Below are 20,139 nucleotides of genomic sequence, written 5' to 3'. Positions count from 1 at the left end.
GATCAGCGGCTGCTCAGAACAGCTGACGCCAATTGGTGCGGGCCAGGTCCACCAGCTCGTCACCCCGGCCGGAGAGCACCGTGCGGATGGCGTAGAGAGTGAAGCCCTTGGCCTGCTCGGCGGTGACCGACGGCGGCATGGACAGCTCCTGCCGCTCGGTGACCACGTCCAGCACGGCTGGCCCCTCATGGGCGAAGAGCTCCTCCACGGCGCCGGGAAGCTCCTCCGAGGACTCCACTCGGATGCCGCGGATGCCCATGGACTCCGCGATGTCGGCGAAGCTCGGGTTGGTCAGTCCGGTGCCGAAGTTCACGAAGCCGGCGGCCTTCATCTCCACCTCGACGAAGTTCAGCGAGGAGTTGTTGAAGACCACCGTCTTCACCGGCAGCTGCGCCTGGGTCAGGGTCAGCAGCTCACCGAGCATCATGGTCAGTCCGCCGTCGCCCGCCAGGGCGACCACCTGCCGGGAGGGGTCGGCCGCTGCCGCGCCGACCGACTGAGTGAGCGCATTGGCCATGGAACCGTGGGAGAAGGAGCCGATGAGCCGGCGTCGGCCGTTCATGGTCAGGTACCGAGAGGCCCAGACCACCGGGGAGCCGACGTCGGGGATGAACACCGCGTCCTCAGCGGCGGCCTGGTCCACCAGCCGTGCCAGGTACTGCGGGTGGATGGTGCGTTTGGACGGGGTCGCCAGCGAGTCCAGGTCCTTGCGGGTGCGCCGATGGTGCTTGGTCATCGTGTCGAGGTGCTTGGAGCTGCGGTCAGCCTTCAGCCGCGGCAGCAGCGCCTCGATGGTCTCCTTGACCCCGCCGACCAGCCCGACGTCGACGGGGGTGCGCCGGCCCAGCTGGGACCCGCGCAGGTCCACCTGCACCACTGAGGCGTCCTGCGGGTAGAACTGCTGGTAGGGCAGGTCGGATCCCAGGACCAGCAGCGTCTCGGCGGCCTCCATGGCGTGGTAGCCCGAGGAGAAGCCCAGCAGACCGGTCATGCCGACGTCGTAGGGGTTGTCGTAGGCGACGTGTTCCTTGCCGCGCAGGGCGTGGACGATCGGAGCCTGGAGCCGTTCGGCGATCTGCAGCAGCTCATCGTGAGCGCCTGCCGCACCGGCGCCGGCCAGGATGGTGACCCGTTCGCAGCCGTTGAGCGCCTCTGCCGCAGCCTCGAGGCCGCTTTCAGCCGGGGTGACCACAGAGGCGGTCGGGCGGATCGCCTCAGGCTCCGCACTGATCTCCTGCAGCGCGACGTCGCCGGGGATCACCAACACCGCCACACCCTGCTTCTCGATGGCCTCACGCATGGCTACGCGCATCAGACGAGGCATCTGGTCTGCCTGGGAGACGTGCTCGACGTAGACGCTGCATTCACGGAAGAGCTCCTGCGGGTGGGTCTCCTGGAAGTAGCCCGAGCCGATCTCTTCGCTGGGGATGTGGGCTGCGATGGCCAGCACCGGGGTGCGGGAGCGCTGAGCGTCGTAGAGTCCGTTGATCAGATGAAGGTTGCCGGGACCGCAGCTGCCCGCGCAGACGGCGAGCTCGCCGGTCAGCTGAGACTCCGCGCTCGCGGCGAAGGCGGCGGTCTCCTCATGCCGGACCTGGACCCAATCGATGGTCCCGGAGGCGCGCAGGGCGTCGGTGAAGCCGTTGAGTGAGTCTCCGGGGATCCCGTAGACCCGCTGGACTCCGCTGGCGTGCAAGGTGTCGACCATTGTGCGTGCGACAGTCGGCATAGGACGTTCCCCTTTCTGCGGCAGGACTCGGCCGACCCGAATCTCGGACCGCCCGGCCCACCTGTCACTGAGTCTATGACCGCAGCGCGGCGGAGACCATGACCTGATTCACCCGGCTCCGGACCCCGGCGGCGAGGTCGGTCGTCTGCCCCGGTGTTGCCATATGATGCAGATCACGCTACAGTTCCTGACACGTGTTAGGAGGGTGTGATGAATCACTCGACAGATCTTCGGAGGCTCTCTCGCCGAGGCCTCCTCGGCCTGGGCGGACTCACGGCAGTCGGCCTCACCGGAGCGGCCTGGCCGCGACTGACCGGGACCGACATCCCCAGCCGCAACGAGGACGTGCTGCGGATCGCTATCCAGGGAACTGCCCAGGACGCGGCCGCCCGCCAAAGCCTCGTGGACGCCTTCACCGAGGCCCACCCTGATATTCCCGTCCGCCTCCAAGCGATCCAATCGGCGGACTGGGGCGATTTCTTCACCAAGATCCTGACGATGACGGCGGCCGGAACCGCACCTGATGTGACCTATGTGGCCACTGAGGGAGCCCAGCTCTTCGCCGAACGTATGGCCGAACCGCTCGACCGATGGGTCGATGGTGACCACACTGAGGTCGCCGACTACTTCGAGGATGTCCACCCCTCGCTCATCGAGTCCTTCATGTACGACGGCAGCCTCTATACGCTGCCGCTGGACTTCAACGCGGCCAATATGTATCTGAATCTGGACACCCTGCGCTCCTCGAACCTGGATTTCCCCTCAGAGGATTGGGATGTCGAGGAGTTCGAATCGATGCTGCGGACCATGAAGGAGCACCAGGGCACGGACTTCAGCCCGTACTACTGGACCAACCGGCTCTTCGGGGGCATCGTGCCGTGGCTCTATGCCAACGACACCTCCATTCTCCGCGAAGACCGGTTCGACGGAGGCAGCTGGCTGTGGGACCGCTTCTACTCCGCCGACCAGGTGGCAGAGCGCCGGGGCGGCTACCGCTGGACGACGTCGAACGTATCCTCCGATGCTGTGGGCGAGACCTTCGAGATGCTCAACCGCTGGGTCCGGGAAGGGCTCAGCGTGCGCCCTGAGGAGGGCGGCGGCAATGCGCTGGTCGGCCTGTTCGCCTCCTCCCGGATCGGTGCCACACCGGCAGGGGGCTACTGGGCACAGGGGCTCCACGAGGCCGGAATGGCCGAAGACCGGTTCGACGTCCAGTACTTCCCCCGCTGGCGGAGCCAGCGCCACCAGTTCGGATCCGCCGGCTACGCCATGATGCGCAGCTCAGAACGCAAGGAGCAGGCCTGGGAATGGCTCAAATTCACAGCTTCCAAGGAGGGGATGGAACTGGCCTTCCCCAGCCCGGAGACCACTCCGACTCGTCGTTCGATGGCCACTCCTGAGTTCTACCGCGAGACCGGGCCGGAACGTTGGAAGGTCTTCTACGACACCCTCGACGAATTTCCCGACTCAGGGCCGATCCCGGCACCGCCCCAGCAGGCAGAGATCGAGAATGCCTTGGCACGCAACGTGGCCACAGCGATGGGCGGCAGCCAGGCGCAGCTTCATGACGCGCTGGATCGCCTCGATGGTGAACTCACCGCTGCGATGGAGTCCCCAGCATGATCAGCACCGACAAGCCCACAGGCACCCCAGCACGCCGCCGCTCCCACCGGTGGTTCATCGCCCTTCTCCTGGCACCCACTCTGGTGGGCATGGGGATCTTCACCATCCTGCCGATCCTCGGCTCGCTGGTCCTCGCCTTCTTCGAATGGGACCTGGTCAGTGCACCCACGTTCAACGGAGTTGACAACTTCGTCGCGCTGGGTGCCGACACCACCATCCGCCGGGCCTTCATCAACACCATCGGATTCGTGGCCATCGCCGTGACGCTCCAGCTGGCTCTTGCGATGTTCTTGGCCGTCATGATCCAGTCCCGGATGCCCAACTGGCTGCGGCTGTTCTTCCGCTCGACGTTCTTCTTCCCACTGGTGCTCTCCGCCGCCAGCGTCTCGATCTTCATGCGGTACATGTTCAACGAGCAGTTCGGCGTCGTGAACTGGATGCTGAACCTCGTGGGCATCTCGTCGGTCCCCTGGCTGACGACCCAGACGGGCGCGGCCGCCGTGGTGATCTTCGTCTTCGTCTGGCAGAACTTCGGCTTCTCGTTCCTCATCCTGATCGGCGGGCTCGCCTCCATCCCCAAGGAGCTGCACGAGGCCGCCGAGATCGACGGAGCCAGCGGCTGGAGGCATTTCCGCAACATCACCTTGCCGCTGATCTCGCCCTCCATGCTCGTCGCCTCAGTGACGGCGATGATCACCGCCCTTCAGGTCTTCGACCAGCCCTACGTGCTGACCCGCGGCGGGCCCGGGGACTCCACCCGCTCAGCTGTGATGGTCGTCTTCGAAGCGGCCTTCCAACGGCTCGAATTCGGCCTGGCCTCGGCCACAGGTCTCGTTCTGATGCTCATCATCATGCTCATCACCTGGGGACAGTTCCGACTCTCACGACGGCTGGTCTTCTACCAGTGAGCCGTCCTCCGAGAAGCCCCTGCCTTCGAGCAGAAGGCGCCCGCTCCCCGCACCGTCCCAGCTCACCCAGAAGGAGCCCACGACGTGACAACCCAGCAGACCCGCCCATCAGGCGCAGACAACCCACCCGCTCCATCGCGCCCGGCGCGGCGGCGACGTCGCCTGCCCTCACCAGGCAGAACAGCAGCGATCCTCTTCACCATGGTCGCAGCGGCGGCGGTGCTCGTCCCGGTGATGTGGACTCTTTCCACCTCGCTTCGCTCTCCGTCGGAAGCGTTCGACCTGCCCCCTCACTTCATCCCCCTGGGCTTCGACCTGACGGCCTATCGAGAGGTGTTCGTCCAGATCGACATCACCCGCCTGGTGCTGAACTCCGCCCTGGTGACCGCCCTGATCGCAGCAGGGCAGATGCTCACCGCAGCGATGGCGGGGTACGTCTTCGCCCGCATGCGGTTCCGGGGGTCGAACCTGCTCTTCGCCCTCGTTCTGGCCACCATGATGGTGCCGGTCCAGGTGACGATCGTTCCGGTCTTCATGCTGATCCGTGGGATGGGCCTCTCAGACACGCTGCTGGCTCTGATCATCCCTGCGATCCCGACCGCTTTCGGCACCTTCCTGATGCGTCAGTACTTCATGAGCCTGCCGACTGACTTCGCCGAAGCGGCCGAGATCGACGGCGCCGGGCCGTGGAGGACGTTCTTCTCCATCTATCTGCCGCTTTCTGCTCCAGGTATGGCCATCGTCGGAATCCTCGCCTTCAACTACCACTGGAACGAGTTCTTCCGCCCACTGGTGCTCACCAACTCGGAGGAGAACTTCACGCTGCCGCTCGGCTTGGTCTCCCTCCAGGGGCACCTGGGAACCGGCAGCATCTCCGTCGTGCTGGCCGGAGTCATCATCTCCATGATCCCCGCCCTCGTGGTCTTCCTCTTCGGCCAGCGATACCTGCGCGAGGGCCTGACCGCCGGCGCCGGAAAATGACTGCCGAAGCCACATCCCGCTGACCCGCACCCACCCGAAAGGAACTGATGACCACCGACCCCGCCACCACCTCTGCGCGTCCTGCCCAGGACGACCTTTCCTTCCCGGTCGCCCACCCCAGACCGGACCTGGGTTGGCTCAACGATCCCAACGGCGTGTGCCGGGTCGGTGACACCTGGCACGTCTTCTTCCAGTACAACCCAGACTCGGCGCGCCATGAGAATGTCCACTGGGGACACCTCTCCTCCTCCGATCTGGTCACCTGGACACAGGAGCCCATCGCGTTGGCACCCACTCCAGGGGCTCCGGACAGCGCCGGCTGCTGGTCAGGCGTCATGGCGTTCGACGAGGACGCCGCCCCGGTGGCGGTGTACAGCGGAGTGGAGCGCCACGATCACAGCTCCTCAGTGACATTGGTCCGCGGGTCCGAGGATCTCCGACAGTGGGGCCCGGAACGCCACGTGGCGGCCGGAATGCCCGATGACGAACGCGTCATCGCGGTCCGTGACCCTTTCGTCTTCCGGCATTCGGGCCGCCGATGGGCGATCCAGGGCGCCGGACTCGCCGACGGACAGGCCGCGATCCTTCTCTACGATGCCGAAGACCTGTGGAACTGGAGCTACCGCGGCGTTCTGCTGTCCTCCGGCCAGCAGGGCGTGCCCGAGGACGCTCAAGCCTCGATCTGGGAATGCCCTCAGCTCGTTCAGATCGGCCCCGAGGGCACGTGGGTGCTCCTGGTCTGCCTGTGGAACCGGATGCCTGAGGATCACCCGAGCGAGGCCCAGCTCGAAGGCACCCGGGCTCTGCTCGTCGACCTCTCCGCCGCAGATGGAACCGCTGACGCGAGCCTGAACATCGCAGTGGGCGGCTCCACGGCTGTCGACCACGGCGACTCCCTCTATGCTCCTCAGGTGGTCGCGCTCGAGGAGGGGCCCGTGCTCATCGGCTGGGCGCGGGAAGGCCGCGCCCAAGAAGTCTCCGACAGTCTCGGATGGTCCGGGCTTCTGACCTGGCCAAGGGACCTGTCGCTGCGCGGCGGAGAGCTCGTCTCCCGGCCCCGGCCGGAGTGTGCGGGCTGGCGTGAGGGTGAGCCTCAGCGTCATGAGAGCGGAACCGAGGCACCCGTGGGCGCGGAGTCAGACATCGTCATCGGCGAGAGCCCTTCAGCGGATGAGCTGACCGAGGACGAGGTCGAGCTGGTCCTGCGACACAGTGACGGATCCGACGAGCTGGTGTACTCCGGACCAGCCCACCGCATCGTGATCGACCGTTCGATCCTCGAGGTCTACCCACTCACGGAAGCATCGACGACCCTGAGGCACTACCCCGCCGACGATGCCCGATGGGTCCTGCGGACCGAGACGGCGCCGCTCACCTGGTGGCGGCTGGGCCGGACGAAGCACGCTCGATGAGAGTGCTGGGGAGCCGCTCCACCGACGCCGGAGCGGCTCCCCCCGCGACCAGCTCCAGGAGGATCTCCATCGCTCGCAGACCGATCTCGCGATGCGGCAGGGCGACTGTCGTCAGAGCAGGGACCACGGTGCTGGCCACATGGGGCTGATCGTCGACGCCGACCACGGAGATGTCCTCGGGCACACGAAGGCCCCGATGAGCAGCAGCCAGGAGCACCCCCACGGCGGTGCGGTCGTTGGAGGCGATCACGGCGCTCGGCTGCTCTCCTGAGTCAAAGAGATCCGCGGCCGCCCGATAGCCGTCATGGATCTCCCAACCGCAGAGATGGGTCCGGGCGGCCACACCGACATCTCGCGCCGCCTGCAGGAAGCCTTCCCTACGCAGCGGAACGGCAGGCGACTCCTCAGCTCCGGAGAGAAGGACGATGTCCCGGTGACCCAGCCCGACCAGGTGTTCGACCGCCTGAACAGATCCGCCGACCTCGTCAGGGATGACCGAGGGCAGCTGCCCAGCCGGGTCGAAGCAGTTGGCAAGCACCGTGGGGAATGCGCTCACCGATTCCGGGGGTTCCATCTGAACCAGACCACCGGTGGCGAGCACGAGCGCGTCGACGCTCCGGGCGAAGAACAGCTCGCAGGCCTCATGGAGCCGTTCCCGGTCTCCCTCCGTGTCATTGACGACGGTCATGAAGCCCTGTCGCCTGGCCACCTCACCGACTCCGCTGATCAGCCCTCCTGCGAAGGGGGAGGTCACGATCTCATCAGTGATGATGCCGACTGTTCGCGTGGTCCGGGAGCGCAGCGACTGCCCCAGGCCCTGGGGCATGTAGCGCAGCTCGGCCGCAGCTCTGCGGATCCTCTCCTGCGCGGCGGGCGAGACATTGCCATCGGCACGTCCGTTGAGGACCATTGACACCGCACTTCGCGAGACCCCGGCCCGCCCCGCGACGTCGAGGGCGCTGACCCGGCGACGCGGAGGCCCGCTGCTGGAGCTGCTGTCCACCTGTACCTCCTTGGTGCGATCTCGATGTGCCGCCCCTACCCGTCGGACGAGCTCTGCCGTGGGACGCTCCGCCAGTCTAGATGTAATGCCCCGGAACGACCCCGGCCTCATATGCCGGACGATGAGACCCCACCCCCGAGGTGACCCGCATCAGCGGAGAGCTCAACCGCTCCCCTTCCGGCAGCTGAAGCTGGCCGCATCCTCCGGGTCGCCCTCCTCATAGTGAGCCGTCTCGGGGTAGGGGCAGAGCAGACGGGTCCGGTCAGCCGCCCAGTCGTCCGGAAGCTCCTCATTGACGCCGCCAGGATTGCCCTCCCCGCGGGCGGTCGCCTCCATATGTTCCGGGGCCTCCCCGTGCTCCACCCAGTCCACCAGCGCGCCGAGCCCATCGAACTGATCAGTGGCCACACCGTCCTCAACGTGTGCCATCCCCGGCACCTGGAAGTAGCGGACGAAGTCCCGAGCATCCTCATGCTGGGACTCCACCTCGCGGTACCAGCGGGCCGTGTCATCAGCACTGAACACGGCGTCGGAGGCTCCGTGGACCACCATCATCTTGGAGCCGGCGGCCTCCAGCTCGCTGAGGTCATAAGGGGCCGGCGGGGTCATGAACTCCATGGCGCTCTCCCCGGCGATTCCTTCATCCGAGATCCCGGCGGCCGCCTCGTCGATGTCCATCTCCAGGGCGTATCCGGGCAGGTCCTCCAGGACCGCGGGGTCAGCCGGTTCCGGGGAGAAGACGAAGCCCACAGCCATCGGATCCAGCATCACGCTGGCCTCGAAGGTCCACCAGCCCCAGTCCTCATTGCTGATCCCCGGATCGAAGGGGAAGGAGGTATAGATCGGATCGCCCGCCGAATCCACAGCCCCGGCGTGGACATCAGCCAGCACCTCCTGCTGCTCAGCGGACAGGCACGTGCCGTCCCGCTCCTCCTGACAGGTGGGGACATCCTGCTGCGGGTCGAAAGCCTCCTGGCAGGCCTCGCTGTCCGCCACGATCCCGTCTTCGACGTCGTCGAGGTCATCGCAGCGCTCCAGGATGGCCGCGGCCACCACCTCACGCTCCTCGGCCGAGAGCGCGGTGGTGATGTCACCCGGCTCCTCCGCCACCTGATCCCACTGATGGGCGCCCCAGATCTGCGCCACTGCGGCCTGCGGCAGATTGAAGCCGGGCGCCACCGCCAGGAAACCGTCATATTCATCAGCGGAGCGGCTGGCCGCCACCATGGCGTGCCGGCCGCCGTTGGACCCGCCGGCGAAATAGGAGGTGTCCGGCCCACGACCATAGGCCTCCTCGATCAGCGCCTGGGCCATCGGCGTCAGTGCATCCACCGCCTGATATCCGTAGTCCAGCCGCGCCTGGGGATCCATCCCGAAGAGCGGGTTCTGGTCAGCACTGTGGCCAGCGTCCGAACTGAGGATCGCAAAGCCCTGCTGCAGCCCGTCCTCCAGCTGACCACCGGTGAATCTGCCCATCGCGGGCACCACCTCACCGTCCATACCGCCGTTGGCCTGGTGGAGGAAGCGGCCCGCCCAGTCGGCGGGCAGGCGCATCTCGAAGCCGATGGCGTACCGCTCGCCGTCGGCGTCGCTGGTCCGTTCGTTCATCTCCCCGCTGACCAGACAGTGCTCACCCACCGGCTCACCGGCGTTCTCCTCCTCGCCCTCAGGGATCAGCTCCGCCTGTCGGATCTGCGTGGCCTCGAAGTCGAAGGTCGTCAGCTCCTCACAGGTCTCCAACGTGCCCGGCTCAGCAGGTCCGACGCCGACGGCCGCCTCCTCCTCCGCATCTGCCGAAACTTCCCGATCCTCCCCTTCAGCGCTCAGCGCACAGCCGGAGAGCAGGGCTGTCGCCGCCAGAACAGTCATCATCCTCGTCACGGTGCTCATGGAACGACCCAAATATGATTCCGATCATATGGGAAGGGCCCTGCTCAATGACTGAGACAGCAACTCCTCGAACATCCCCTGATCTCACCTTTGACACCTGTCTTTGTGGGCGTATGCCACTGCGGTAGGTTGATACGAAGACAGCAGTCACCAGTGCACGGTGCATGAGGGGCAGCGCTGGTGGAATGAAGAACAGATCGAACAAACTCCTGGAGGAGCGCGATGACTCAGCAGCCCGACAACCCCCAGAACCCGCAGGATCAGAACCCTGCCTACGGCCAGCAGCCCAACCAGCAGCAGTACGGCCAGTACGGCCAGCAGCAGGGCGGCTACCCGCAGCAGGGCGGCGCGCCCTCCGCCTCCTCCGCCCAAGGCACCGGCTACCAGGGCTACCCGCAGCCTCCGCAGCAGAAGAAGGAGGCTCAGGGCTTCGGCGTCCTGCTGGACCTCGACTTCAGCACTCTGAAGGTGGAGAAGGCGGCCAAGGCTTTCTACACCCTGTTCCTGGTCATCGCAGCCGTCTGGTACATCTCCGACGTCATCAGCGGCCTGGTGGTCGCCGCGTCCGGCCCGGGCGACTTCATGGTCTGGACCTTCCTCAACCCGCTGCTCTTCGGCTGGATCGTCCCGGTGATCGTGCTGATCTTCGCCCGCCTGGCCATCGAACTCACGGTGGCTTCGGTGCGCACCTCGCAGAAGCAGTGACCTTTCACCACCTCAGATGAGAAGAGGCGCCGTTCCCTCGGGGGCGGCGCCTCTTCTCATCTGCAGCCGGACTGTCAGCCCAGATCCACGACCACCGGGGCGTGGTCACTGGCACCCTTGCCGCGGCGCTCATCCTTATCGATGAAGGCCGACTCCACCCGCTCGGCCAGAGCCGGGGAGCCCAACACGAAGTCGATCCGCATCCCTTCGCGCTTCTGGAACCGCAGGCTGGTGTAGTCCCAGTAGGTGTAGACCCCGGGGCCGGGGGTGTGGGGGCGGACCAGGTCGGCGTAGCCGGCGTCGAGGAAGGAGCGGAAGGCCTCCCGCTCCGGCTCGGAGACATGCGTCAGCTCCTGCTCACGAAAGTGGTCGATGTCCCAGACATCCTCATCCTGCGGGGCGATGTTCCAGTCGCCGGCCAGCGCGATCTGCGCCTGCGAGTCACCGGCCAGCCAGGTCTCGGCCTGCTCGCGCAGCTGCTTGAGCCAGGTCAGCTTGTACTCCATATGCTCATCGGTCAGCGCCCGCCCATTGGGGACGTACAGGCTCCAGATCCGCACATCGCCGCAGGTCGCAGCGATGGCGCGGGCCTCCTGCACCGGATCCTCGCCGCCCTTGCCGAAGGGAGGCTGATCGGCGAAGGTCCGCTCCACATCCTTCAGCCCCACGCGGGAGGCGATGGCCACACCGTTCCACTGGCTGAAGCCGAAGTGGGCGACGTCGTAGCCGTTGTGCTCGAAGACCTCCCAGGGGAAGTTGTCGTCCCTGCACTTGGTCTCCTGGATGGCGACGACGTCGACGTCGTGCCGCTCCAGCCAGGCCTCCACCCTGTCCGCCCGGGCACGCATCGAATTCACGTTCCATGTGGCAATTCGCATGGGGTCAAAACTACCAGCGGGGCTGTGCCCCGTAGACTCGATCCCATGCCTGCGCAGATGAGCGAAGATGAGTTCGACGACGCCGCCGCCCGCGCCCTGGAGATGATCCCCGATGAGCTGGCCTCGAAGATCGACAATGTCGCCGTCTTCGTGGAGGACCGCTACCAGCCCCAGCCCTGGGAGGACCCCGACACCGTCCTGCTGGGCCTCTATGAGGGGATCCCGCTGACCGAGCGCGGCTCCGAGCCCTGGGCGATGCCGGATACGATCACCATCTATAAGGAGCCGATCCTGCAGATCTGCAGCTCCTCGGAGGAGGTCGTCGAGCAGATCACCATCACGGTGATCCACGAGGTGGCCCACTTCTTCGGCATCGACGACGAGACGCTGCACCGCCTCGGCTGGGGCTGAGACCGGCCCCGGCCTCAGATCGTTTAGCACAGGGTCACCCGGAAGTCACGGAAGCTCAACCTTCAACCTACTTGAAGGTTTGACGATATCATTCTGTGACCTCACATCCCCGGAATGACGGGGATCCACGCATCACAGTTTCGTCACAGGAACGACACGGGCTGTTGCCAAGGAGTCAACCACGCCTCTATCGTTACCGACGTAGCGCCACACGGCTTCTGACGCGATTCCCATCATGTCGTCCAGGTCTCCCAGCCTGGACGTCCGCGCCGGAGGCCAGCCCATGCGTGAACGCTGCACCCAGTGAGGAATAAGTGAGGAACTACCGTGAAAAACCGCCGAAATCTCGCGGTGGCAGCAGCGACTGCCGTCGTCGTGACGACCGCACTCGTCGGGACCACCCTTCCCGACCTGGTGGCTGATCGAGCCTCCCACCCCGACCAACAGAGCCAGGGCCAGAACTCCGCCGACTCCGTGGTCGTGACCGAACTTCCCGAGGTCCCCTCCGCACGAGACATCTCCAGCGCCCAGGAATCCTCCGAGGCCACCGACCAGATGATCGGCGAGATCAGCGAACGCCTGACGCAGGCCAACCAACGCGCGCTGGAGCTCGACTCTGCCGTGCAGATCGAACACCAGAACGCTCTGGCCGCCGAGGACGAGGCCGAAGAGCTGGCCACTGCCGCAGCCGAGGCTGAGGAAGCCCAGGAGCAGTCCGAGGACGAGGCCGCCTCCGACGCCTCCGAGGAGTACCAGGAAGGCGAGGCCGGCTCCGAGGACATCCTGCTCGAGGAGGACTCCTCGCTGGCCGATGAGGCCACTGAGGACTACCAGTCCGACCAGGCTGAGCAGGAGTACGTCGAGACCGAGCAGGAGGGCAACGAGTACGAGGCCCTCCAGGAGCAGGCCGACGCCGCAGCTGAGGAGCGCGACGCCCAGTACGAGGCCGTCGAAGAGGTGGAGGAGTCCACCGCCGACGACGTCTCCGAGGTCGGACAGACCATGTACGAACTCCTCGAGGCTCTGGCTGAGCTCGAGGACTACGGCGACGACATCCAGGGCTACTTCGAGCTGGTCCTGGGCAACGCTGACTTCCTGAACGAGGACGGCTCCATCGATGAGGAGGCCCTGGTGAGGCACCTCAGCGCGATGCAGGCCGACGCCGAGCAGGCTCGCGTGTCCGAGGAGGACATCGAGGAAGGGACCGCCGACGAAGAGGACGCGCCGGAGGAAGAGCCCGAGGCATCCGAGGAGGAGACTGAGCCGGTGCTGGTCTCCGTCGAGGCTGAGGCCCCCTCCCAGGAGGGCAACCTGCTGACCGTGCCCGAGGTGGAGGGCGTCTCCTACTCCTCCGGCAGCGGCCAGGTCGAGGTCCCCGAGGACGGCATCACCATCGAAGCCTCCGCCGAGGAGGGCCACGAGCTCTCCGGCGAGACCTCCTGGACCTTCGACTACCAGGCACCCGAACCGGAGCCCGAGCCTGAACCGGAGCCCCAGGTGGTCTCCGTCGAGGCTGAGGCCCCCTCCCAGGAGGGCAACCTGCTGACCGTGCCCGAGGTGGAGGGCGTCTCCTACTCCTCCGGCAGCGGGCAGGTCGAGGTCCCCGAGGACGGCATCACCATCGAAGCCTCCGCCGAGGAGGGCCACGAGCTCTCCGGCGAGACTTCCTGGACCTTCGACTACCAGGCACCCGAACCGGTCATCCACGGCTTCGACGACCTGAGCGTCAACATGCAGACTCTGATGCGCCAGGGCGCTGAGTACGCGCCGGACTTCGGCGACGGCGCCCAGGAGTACTACCAGGCTGTGCTCGCCAACGATGCGCTGACCAACGCCGACGGCAACGCCTCCTGGACTGCGATGCGCTGGCACGTGGAGTACCTGCGTGAGCAGCACGAGGCTGCCGAAGCCGCACAGCGCGAGGCTGAGGAGCAGGCAGCCGCTGAAGAGGCCGCCGCCCAGGAGGCAGCGGCACAGGAAGCAGCGGCTGAGGAAGCAGCGGCTGAGGAAGCAGCGGCTGAGGAAGCCGCAGCCGAAGAAGCAGCCGCACAGGAGGCCGCCCAGCAAGAGGCCAGCCAGAGCCAGACCTCCTCCGGTGGATCGGGCGGCAGCTCCCCGGCACCGGCCACCTCCGGCGGCGGCGTCGAGGCGGCCATCGAGTTCGCCGTCGCTCAGGCCAACAACCCGAACGCCTACTACCAGCTCGGCGCCAACGGCCCGAACGGCTGGGACTGCTCCTCGCTGATCCAGCAGGCCTACGCACAGGCCGGCATCAGCCTGGGGCGCACGACCTACGACCAGATCAACCAGGGCACCACCATCTCGGTGGGCGAGGCCCAGCGCGGCGATCTGATCTTCTGGGGCGACTGGCACGCGGCGATCTACCTGGGGGACGGTCAGATCGTCGACGCCGGCAGCCCGAGCTCCGGGGTCTCCGTCCGGTCCATGTTCGGCAGCCCCACTTCAGCGGTGCGGCTCTGACCGCCCGCTGAGCCCTGAGACATAGGCGGGTTCTCTCTTCTGCGGTAGTGAGAGAGGACCCGCCTTTCTCCTCTCCATCACTCATCACCTTCGGGAGGAAGCATGATCACCATCCTCTGGGGCGCGCTGGGCATGTGCCTGCTGCTCGCCATCGCAGTCCTGTTCTCCGTGGATCGGAAGAAGATCAAGATCCGCACAGTGGCCGTCGCGCTGGCGCTGCAGGTGGGCTTCGCGGTCCTGGTGCTCTATGTCCCCTGGGGTCAAGCGGCGCTCACCTTCGTCTCTGATGGCGTGCGCGCCGTAGTGGGACAGACCACCGCAGGCACGGAGTTCCTCTTCGGTCACTTCTTCGATGAGAACGCACCCTTCGTGCTCAACGTGCTGCCGGTGATCGTCTTCTTCGCCTCGCTGACGGCGATCCTCTACCACCTGAAGATCCTGCAGCTCGTGGTCCGTTTCATCGGCGGCGCTCTGCAGCGGCTGCTGGGAACCTCCCGCGCAGAGTCGATGAACACTGCGGCCAACATCTTTGTGGGCCAGACCGAGGCACCTCTGGTCATCCGCCCCTATGTGGCCGGCATGACCAAGTCGGAGCTCTTCGCCGTGATGGTCGGGGGCCTCTCCACCGTGGCCGGTTCGGTCCTGGTGGGCCTGAACCAGATGGGCGCGAACCTGGAGTACCTGATCGCGGCCTGCTTCATGGCCGCTCCCGGCGCCCTGCTGATGGCCAAGATCCTGGTCCCGGCCGGCTCCTTCGACGAGGTCGACGCCGGCGAGCTCGAGCGCGAGAACCCAGAGGCCATGTCCACAGACAAGACGGTGCTGGGCGGTGCCAAGTACACCAAGACCGAAAAGGCTGAGGGAGACGACGCCGCCCCCTCCGGTGCGGTGGCCACAGCTGAGGCCCCCGCTGAGGACTCGACAGCGCCCGCCGAGCCGGAGGACATTCTGGGCGATGACGAGCCGCCGGCCCGGAACGATGAGGCCTACGGCACCCCGGAGGCCCGCAACGTCATCGACGCCGCAGCCCGCGGCGCCTCCGACGGCCTGCGCCTGGCGCTCAACGTCGCCGCCATGCTGCTGGCCTTCGTCGCGCTGATCGCACTGCTCAACCTCTTCATCGGCCAGATCGGCGGAATCTTCGGCTACGGCGATCTGACCATGGAGGAGATCTTCGGCTATATCTTCGCTCCGCTGATGTGGGCCATCGGTGTCCCGTGGGAGGAGGCTACGGCGGCGGGCAGCTTCCTGGGACAGAAGATCGTGCTCAACGAGTTCGTCGCCTTCGCCGCCTTCACCGAATACGACGGCAGCCTCTCCGACAAGACCTCTGCCATCGTGACCTTCGCCCTGACCGGCTTCGCCAACTTCTCCTCCCTGGCGATCCTGCTGGGCGGCCTGGGCACCCTGGTGAAGAACCGCCGCTCGGAGATCGCCCAGCTGGGCATGCGGGCCGTGCTGGCCGGCACTCTGGCCAACCTGATGTCTGCCGCCATCGTGGGCATGATCCTGGTCTGAGGCGTGGCCCTGCTCTGAGCTCCTGAACCCTGGTCTGATCAGGGATCTCTAGCCCTCGAAGGGGCGTGTGGGTACCATGATCCCCACGCCCCTTCGGCCTACCAGGAGGCAATGATGAACGAGCGCACCCCTGCCGGTCACGGCGTCGCAGTCGGCGTGGACGGCTCCGAGCAGTCGTTGCGCGCAGCCCACTGGGCCGCCGCCGAGGCCCACCGCCGAGAGCTGCCGCTCACTGTGGTCACCGCCTATTCGTTGCCGGCCTTCGCCGCCTCCTCTATGGACGGCGGCTATGCCCTGATGGATGATTCCTCCCTGCGCCAGGGATCGGAGAAGGTCATCAGCCAGGCCCAGGAGTTCCTGCGGGACTATCCGGGCGAGGTGCGCTATGAGATCGAGTCCGGCGATCCGGCCGGCGTGCTGCTGGACTACTCCCAGCACTCTGATGTCCTCGTAGTGGGCGGACGCGGCCGCGGCGGCTTCTTCGGCCGCCTGCTGGGCTCTGTCTCCTCCGCACTGCCGGCCCACGCCGCCTGCCCCACGGTGATCGTGCCGCTGAAGTTCTCCTCCCAGGAGTCCAATGCGGTCACCACCGCCACCGGGGCCATCCCGATAGTCTCCGCCTCCCCTCCCCCGACGCCGGAGAAGCCGAGCACCGAGCCCTCCCCCGAGCTGATCAGAGAGGGCGCCCACCCCATCCGCACCCAGGACCGACGTCCTGTGGTGGCCGGCGTCGACGGCTCCGACTACGGACGTGTGGCCGCGCTGGCCGCGGCCCGGGAGGCCATACTGCGCGGGACCACGCTGCGGATCGTCTGCGCTCTGCCGCCGCTGGGAGCCACTCTGGTCTGGATCCCCACGCATATGGAGGACGAGTCAGCGGCTCAGGAGCTGCGCGAGAAACTGGAGAACGGCCGCCGCTGGCTGCTCAACCACTTCCCGGATCTGGAGATCGAAGCCGCAGTGGTCGACGGCCCCGCCGTGGACGTCTTGGTGGAGGAGACCCGTCATGCCCAGCTGACCGTGGTCGGTTCCCGCGGCCGGGGCGGCTTCACCGGCATGCTGCTGGGCTCCACTTCCCAGGGCGTCCTGCACCATGCCGAGGGCCCGCTCATGGTGGTTCCGGACCGTGAGGACGGCCGTCTGGACGACCGCCCCGCCTTCGGCCCCGCCATCGGCGAGTCCTGAGGCGACCGGAGGCCTCAGACGTCCTCGAAGAGGGGACGCCGATCGCCGGAGACCAGGGCGCCCAGGCGTGCCGGGTAGTTGGTGGTCATCTCCCCCACACCCAGGTCCAGCAGCAGCTGGGCATCCTCGGGACGGTCCACAGTCCACACGCGCAGCCTCAGCCCGCGGGCCTGCCAGGCCTTCACCTCGGCACGCCGTGACCGCACCAGCGCGATCCCCGGACCCGCGTAGCCCACATGGGCGTTCCAGACCAGGGCCTCAGCGTTGCGCACGGCTCCGCGCATCACCGCTGCCACCAGGGGCCGCACCGCCGGGCCGAAGCGCAGATGCTCCACGCGCCGCTCGATATGCCGCTCGGTCAGAGTGTCGAAGAGCGCACAGAGCTTCTCGGCCGGGACCAGCTCCGCCAGGTGCAGCAGGGACCCCCGGGAGAAGCTCATGAAGGTGACCTCCACAGTGTGGGTCACCTGCCCGGAGAGGTCACGGCAGCTGATCATGGAGGTCTCGGGATCCCAGCCGTGGGCCAGCAGCACCTGCAGCGTCCGCTCCTCCAGCTGGTGGCCATAGGGCGAGGGGTGCTTCAGCTCCAGGGCCAGTCTCATGCTGCGCCCGGCCCCGCTGAGCAGCTCCAGAGTGTCCTTCAGCGTCATCAGCTGCTGGTCCGCACGGCCATAGCGCTCCGGCAGCACCGGGTTCTTCCAGGAGTGCACATCCAGGCGCCGCATCTGCTGCCAGGTCATCGCAGCCACCGGACCGCTGGCATCTGAGGTGCGGCCCACGGTGGAGTCATGGAAGCAGACCACTTCCCCGTCCCGAGTCAGGTGGACGTCCACCTCGAGCCCGTCGGCCTGCTCCTCCAACGCCCGGATATAGGCGGCGCGGGTATGTTCGGCGAAGAGTCCAGAGGATCCGCGGTGCGCGAAGATGCGGGCCCGGCGTCGGGAAGGGGCCGGTGAGAGGTCAGCAGGAGAGCCGAAGGTCTGCACAGCTCCAGGCTAGGATCCGGAGACCACGGCAACGCCCTCCACCGGCCGACATCGCAGGGAAACCATGATGAACGTCCGGTGAACCGAGGGGCTCAGCCCTCGGAGGAGTTGCCCTGAGTCTTCTCCAGCCGCTGCTGAGCCTTCTCCAGGCGACGGTCGGCCTCTTCGACCTTCTGCTGCCGGCGCTGCTCACGGATCTCGCCGCGGCGCTCCTTATGGGCCGTCTTCTGCTGGCCCTTGATCTCCTTCTTCTTCTCCCGGCGCTCACGCCGATCGGCCCGCAGCTTCTCCCGGTCCAGGGCACGGCGCATATCCTCGATCAGCGCCTGGGGCGTCTGCTCGGGCAGCTCGCCGAAGGTCTGGTGAGCCGTAGAGATGATCTGCTTGGCCAGCATGCGGTTGGCCGCTCCACCCACCACGGCACCGATCCCGAAGGGGATGGCGCGGGCGAACATGGTGGTGCCCTGCCGCACGAAGAAGCGACGGATGAAGTGGCGCTTGATCTGGTTGGCGATGATCCCGCCCATCCCGGAGGAGCTGGACAGGGCATTCATCGGCACCAGTGAGGCGTAGGGGCCGGTGCCCCGGCCGCCGGCCTGATCGGAGAGCTCGCTGAGCAGCTTGCGGCCCTCATCACCGAGCATCACAGCCATCACGAGGTATTGCGCACGCTGAGGGTCCTCCGTGCAGATCCCGGAGAGCTCGGCGATGGACTGGGCGTAGACCGCGCTGGTCTCCAGGAAGCCGCCGGTGGCGAAGGCCGAGAGCCCCAGGGAGGCCACCGTCCCGACGCCGGGCACCGCGGCGGAGGCTCCGATGGCCGCACCGCTGCCGGTCATGACCCGCATGAATTCCTTGTCGAGCTCTCGGGCCATCTGCCGGTTGCTCAGCGTGGGGTGCTTCTTGCGCAGCCGGCGCAGATTGGCCAGCACCAGAGGACGCTGCACGGTGACCGCGCGGGTCAGCCACGTCTCTGCGGAGGGGGTCAGATTGCCGTTCTCGTCGAAGGCCTGCTTGGAGACCACGGAGACGGTCTGCTGCGCGACGAATCCGCCCGCAGCGGTGCGCATCAGCGCTTTGTCCTGCTTATCCTTCTTGGCCATGCTCACAGAGTACCGACGTCGAGCCAGACCAGACGATCCTCCGGCGCATCCGGGCTCTCAGGATCCACCAGCTCGTAGCCGTACTCACCCTCCCCGGGCCAGAAGACGCCGGATCCGTTCACGTCCAGCATGGCGCCGGGCAACGCGTAGGAGGCCCGGACATCCGTTCCGGAGGGCACAGCCCGGGTGGCACTCTCGTCGGTTCCGTGCTCGGCGCCGACCCGCTCATCGACCGGCTGATCGGTGACCGCAGTCGGCTCCGTGTCCTGCAGAACATAGGAGCTCAGCAGCGAGTCCAGGCCGTCTGCCTCATCCTCGAGGCCGTGAGGGCTCATCGGCTGGCCCAGCAGCACGAAGCGGTTGCCCGGGATCAGCGGGCCTTCCTGGCCCTCATCGTCGTAGAGGTACCAACCGTCACCGCTGATGAAGTCTTCCACCATCCGACGCTCGTCGCTGCCGCGGGCGGGGTCCACATCCTGCGAGTCCTCCGGCAGGGCCACGGAGCTGGCCACCAGGTGAATATTCTCGCCGTCGACGCGGATGGGGACATCCCACAGGGTGCCGGTGCTCAGGCGTAGGATGGAGCGCTCCAACTCGGAGAAGTCGTCCTCCTCCATGGAGTTCTCCGGCATGTCATCCCAGAGGAACTCCTGGAAGGTGCGCACCTGATCCTCTTCGATCGGATGCTTGGAGAAGATGACCGTGCCGTAGTGGCCCGGGTACTCGCCGTAGCCGATGGCATCACCGGGGCCGCCGATGACGCCGTCGTCGTCGAGGTCGGCGCCGGAGTCCAAGCCTGAGTTGGTCTCCGCGGTGAACACGTGAGGGTAGTCCAGCGGCTCCTGGCCGTTCTGACTGACCGCCAGATACTCCTCGTTGAGCGTCTCTGCGATCTCCCCGTACTCGTCGCTGCTGACTCCGGTCAGCACCAATACGTCGGGGGCGTTGATCTGAACCGTCTCGGCCAGAGTGCGGGCCTCCGGCAGACCGTCGCGCAGGTCGGCGAGGACCTCTTCGGTGGAGGCACCGGTAAGTTCCGCGTTCATCGTGGCTGCGCGGAGATCGTCCTCATCCTTCTCAGCCGTGGTGGCGGCGGGATCGAGATCCTCTGTACTCTCCCCAGGAGCCACGGGCTGGCCCGGCGTCGGGTAGTCGGATGCGGCGGCCTGGGCTCCGGAGGTACTGAGGAGGACGAAGCCGGCAGCGGCAGCTGCGGCGATTCCGCTCCTGCACGCTTCCTTCCTCTGGGCAGCAGACATACTCAGGCCATTGGGCATGCCCACCACCGTAACCATCCCCCTGGGGACTGCCAACCCAGTCACCGCA

At 66.7% G+C, this 20,139-nt stretch carries 16 protein-coding genes; 9 read left to right on the top strand and 7 right to left on the bottom strand.

Annotated features, from left to right (window positions below; all coding sequences use genetic code 11):
* Window positions 1-13 precede the first annotated feature (13 nt).
* Window positions 14-1,729: a ubiquinone-dependent pyruvate dehydrogenase gene (poxB, locus tag IEW85_RS01815; protein WP_188682302.1), complete on the bottom strand. Its 1,716-nt coding sequence runs from the start codon at window positions 1,727-1,729 to the stop codon at window positions 14-16.
* Window positions 1,730-1,939: 210 nt separating this feature from the next.
* On the opposite strand from poxB, the gene IEW85_RS01810 reads away from it, so the two are divergent.
* The 4 genes from IEW85_RS01810 (at window position 1,940) to IEW85_RS01795 (ending at window position 6,653) form a co-directional block, all read left to right on the top strand.
* Entirely contained in the window at window positions 1,940-3,352 is a 1,413-nt protein-coding gene (locus tag IEW85_RS01810; RefSeq protein WP_188682300.1) for an extracellular solute-binding protein, read from the top strand.
* Window positions 3,349-4,260, top strand: a complete 912-nt coding sequence (locus IEW85_RS01805; RefSeq protein ID WP_188682298.1) for a carbohydrate ABC transporter permease — start codon at window positions 3,349-3,351, stop codon at window positions 4,258-4,260. Before IEW85_RS01810 ends, IEW85_RS01805 begins: the two co-directional genes overlap by 4 nt.
* Before the next feature lie 201 nt (window positions 4,261-4,461).
* A complete protein-coding gene (locus IEW85_RS01800; RefSeq protein ID WP_188682296.1) occupies window positions 4,462-5,241 on the top strand; it encodes a carbohydrate ABC transporter permease in 780 nt (259 codons plus the stop codon).
* Window positions 5,242-5,288: 47 nt separating this feature from the next.
* Window positions 5,289-6,653, top strand: a complete 1,365-nt coding sequence (locus tag IEW85_RS01795; protein WP_188682295.1) for a glycoside hydrolase family 32 protein — start codon at window positions 5,289-5,291, stop codon at window positions 6,651-6,653.
* Here the strand turns inward: IEW85_RS01795 and IEW85_RS01790 are convergent.
* Together IEW85_RS01790 and IEW85_RS01785 are read right to left on the bottom strand one after the other, a co-directional pair.
* Complete coding sequence (locus tag IEW85_RS01790; RefSeq protein ID WP_229658706.1) at window positions 6,613-7,656, bottom strand: LacI family DNA-binding transcriptional regulator; 1,044 nt, start codon at window positions 7,654-7,656, stop codon at window positions 6,613-6,615. The genes IEW85_RS01795 and IEW85_RS01790 overlap by 41 nt on opposite strands.
* A gap of 162 nt (window positions 7,657-7,818) precedes the next feature.
* Window positions 7,819-9,528, bottom strand: a complete 1,710-nt coding sequence (locus tag IEW85_RS01785; RefSeq protein WP_229658705.1) for a tannase/feruloyl esterase family alpha/beta hydrolase — start codon at window positions 9,526-9,528, stop codon at window positions 7,819-7,821.
* 240 nt (window positions 9,529-9,768) lie between these two features.
* Between IEW85_RS01785 and IEW85_RS01780 the strand changes: the two genes are divergently transcribed.
* Window positions 9,769-10,251 (top strand): DUF4282 domain-containing protein, encoded by a 483-nt coding sequence (locus tag IEW85_RS01780; protein ID WP_188682289.1) that lies wholly within the window; start codon window positions 9,769-9,771, stop codon window positions 10,249-10,251.
* Between the two features lie 74 nt (window positions 10,252-10,325).
* Here IEW85_RS01780 and IEW85_RS01775 read toward each other — a convergent pair whose 3' ends face one another.
* A complete protein-coding gene (locus IEW85_RS01775) occupies window positions 10,326-11,129 on the bottom strand; it encodes an exodeoxyribonuclease III (protein WP_188682287.1) in 804 nt (267 codons plus the stop codon).
* Window positions 11,130-11,174: 45 nt separating this feature from the next.
* Here IEW85_RS01775 and IEW85_RS01770 point away from each other — a divergent pair, with 45 nt between their 5' ends.
* The 4 genes from IEW85_RS01770 (at window position 11,175) to IEW85_RS01755 (ending at window position 16,724) form a co-directional block, all read left to right on the top strand.
* Window positions 11,175-11,540 (top strand): metallopeptidase family protein, encoded by a 366-nt coding sequence (locus IEW85_RS01770; protein ID WP_188682285.1) that lies wholly within the window; start codon window positions 11,175-11,177, stop codon window positions 11,538-11,540.
* 351 nt (window positions 11,541-11,891) lie between these two features.
* Window positions 11,892-14,021 (top strand): C40 family peptidase, encoded by a 2,130-nt coding sequence (locus IEW85_RS01765; RefSeq protein WP_229658704.1) that lies wholly within the window; start codon window positions 11,892-11,894, stop codon window positions 14,019-14,021.
* A gap of 102 nt (window positions 14,022-14,123) precedes the next feature.
* Window positions 14,124-15,539 (top strand): NupC/NupG family nucleoside CNT transporter, encoded by a 1,416-nt coding sequence (locus IEW85_RS01760; protein ID WP_188682281.1) that lies wholly within the window; start codon window positions 14,124-14,126, stop codon window positions 15,537-15,539.
* A 114-nt stretch (window positions 15,540-15,653) separates the two neighbouring features.
* On the top strand, window positions 15,654-16,724 hold the full coding sequence (locus IEW85_RS01755) for a universal stress protein (RefSeq protein ID WP_229658703.1): 1,071 nt from the start codon (window positions 15,654-15,656) through the stop codon (window positions 16,722-16,724).
* A gap of 14 nt (window positions 16,725-16,738) precedes the next feature.
* Here IEW85_RS01755 and IEW85_RS01750 read toward each other — a convergent pair whose 3' ends face one another.
* From IEW85_RS01750 to IEW85_RS01740, 3 genes are all read right to left on the bottom strand, one after another.
* Window positions 16,739-17,710: a glycerophosphodiester phosphodiesterase gene (locus tag IEW85_RS01750; RefSeq protein ID WP_188682277.1), complete on the bottom strand. Its 972-nt coding sequence runs from the start codon at window positions 17,708-17,710 to the stop codon at window positions 16,739-16,741.
* A 92-nt stretch (window positions 17,711-17,802) separates the two neighbouring features.
* Window positions 17,803-18,813, bottom strand: a complete 1,011-nt coding sequence (locus IEW85_RS01745; protein WP_188682275.1) for a hypothetical protein — start codon at window positions 18,811-18,813, stop codon at window positions 17,803-17,805.
* Between the two features lie 2 nt (window positions 18,814-18,815).
* Window positions 18,816-20,072 carry an endonuclease/exonuclease/phosphatase family protein gene (locus IEW85_RS01740; protein WP_188682273.1) on the bottom strand — a complete coding sequence of 419 codons (1,257 nt, stop codon included), beginning with the start codon at window positions 20,070-20,072 and terminating at the stop codon, window positions 18,816-18,818.
* Window positions 20,073-20,139 lie beyond the last annotated feature (67 nt).

The sequence above is a fragment of the Nesterenkonia cremea genome (assembly GCF_014642675.1).
In the GTDB taxonomy this organism is placed as follows: domain Bacteria; phylum Actinomycetota; class Actinomycetes; order Actinomycetales; family Micrococcaceae; genus Nesterenkonia; species Nesterenkonia cremea.
Note: the sequence above shows the minus strand (reverse complement) of the source record. Positions and strands in the feature narration are given on the sequence as shown.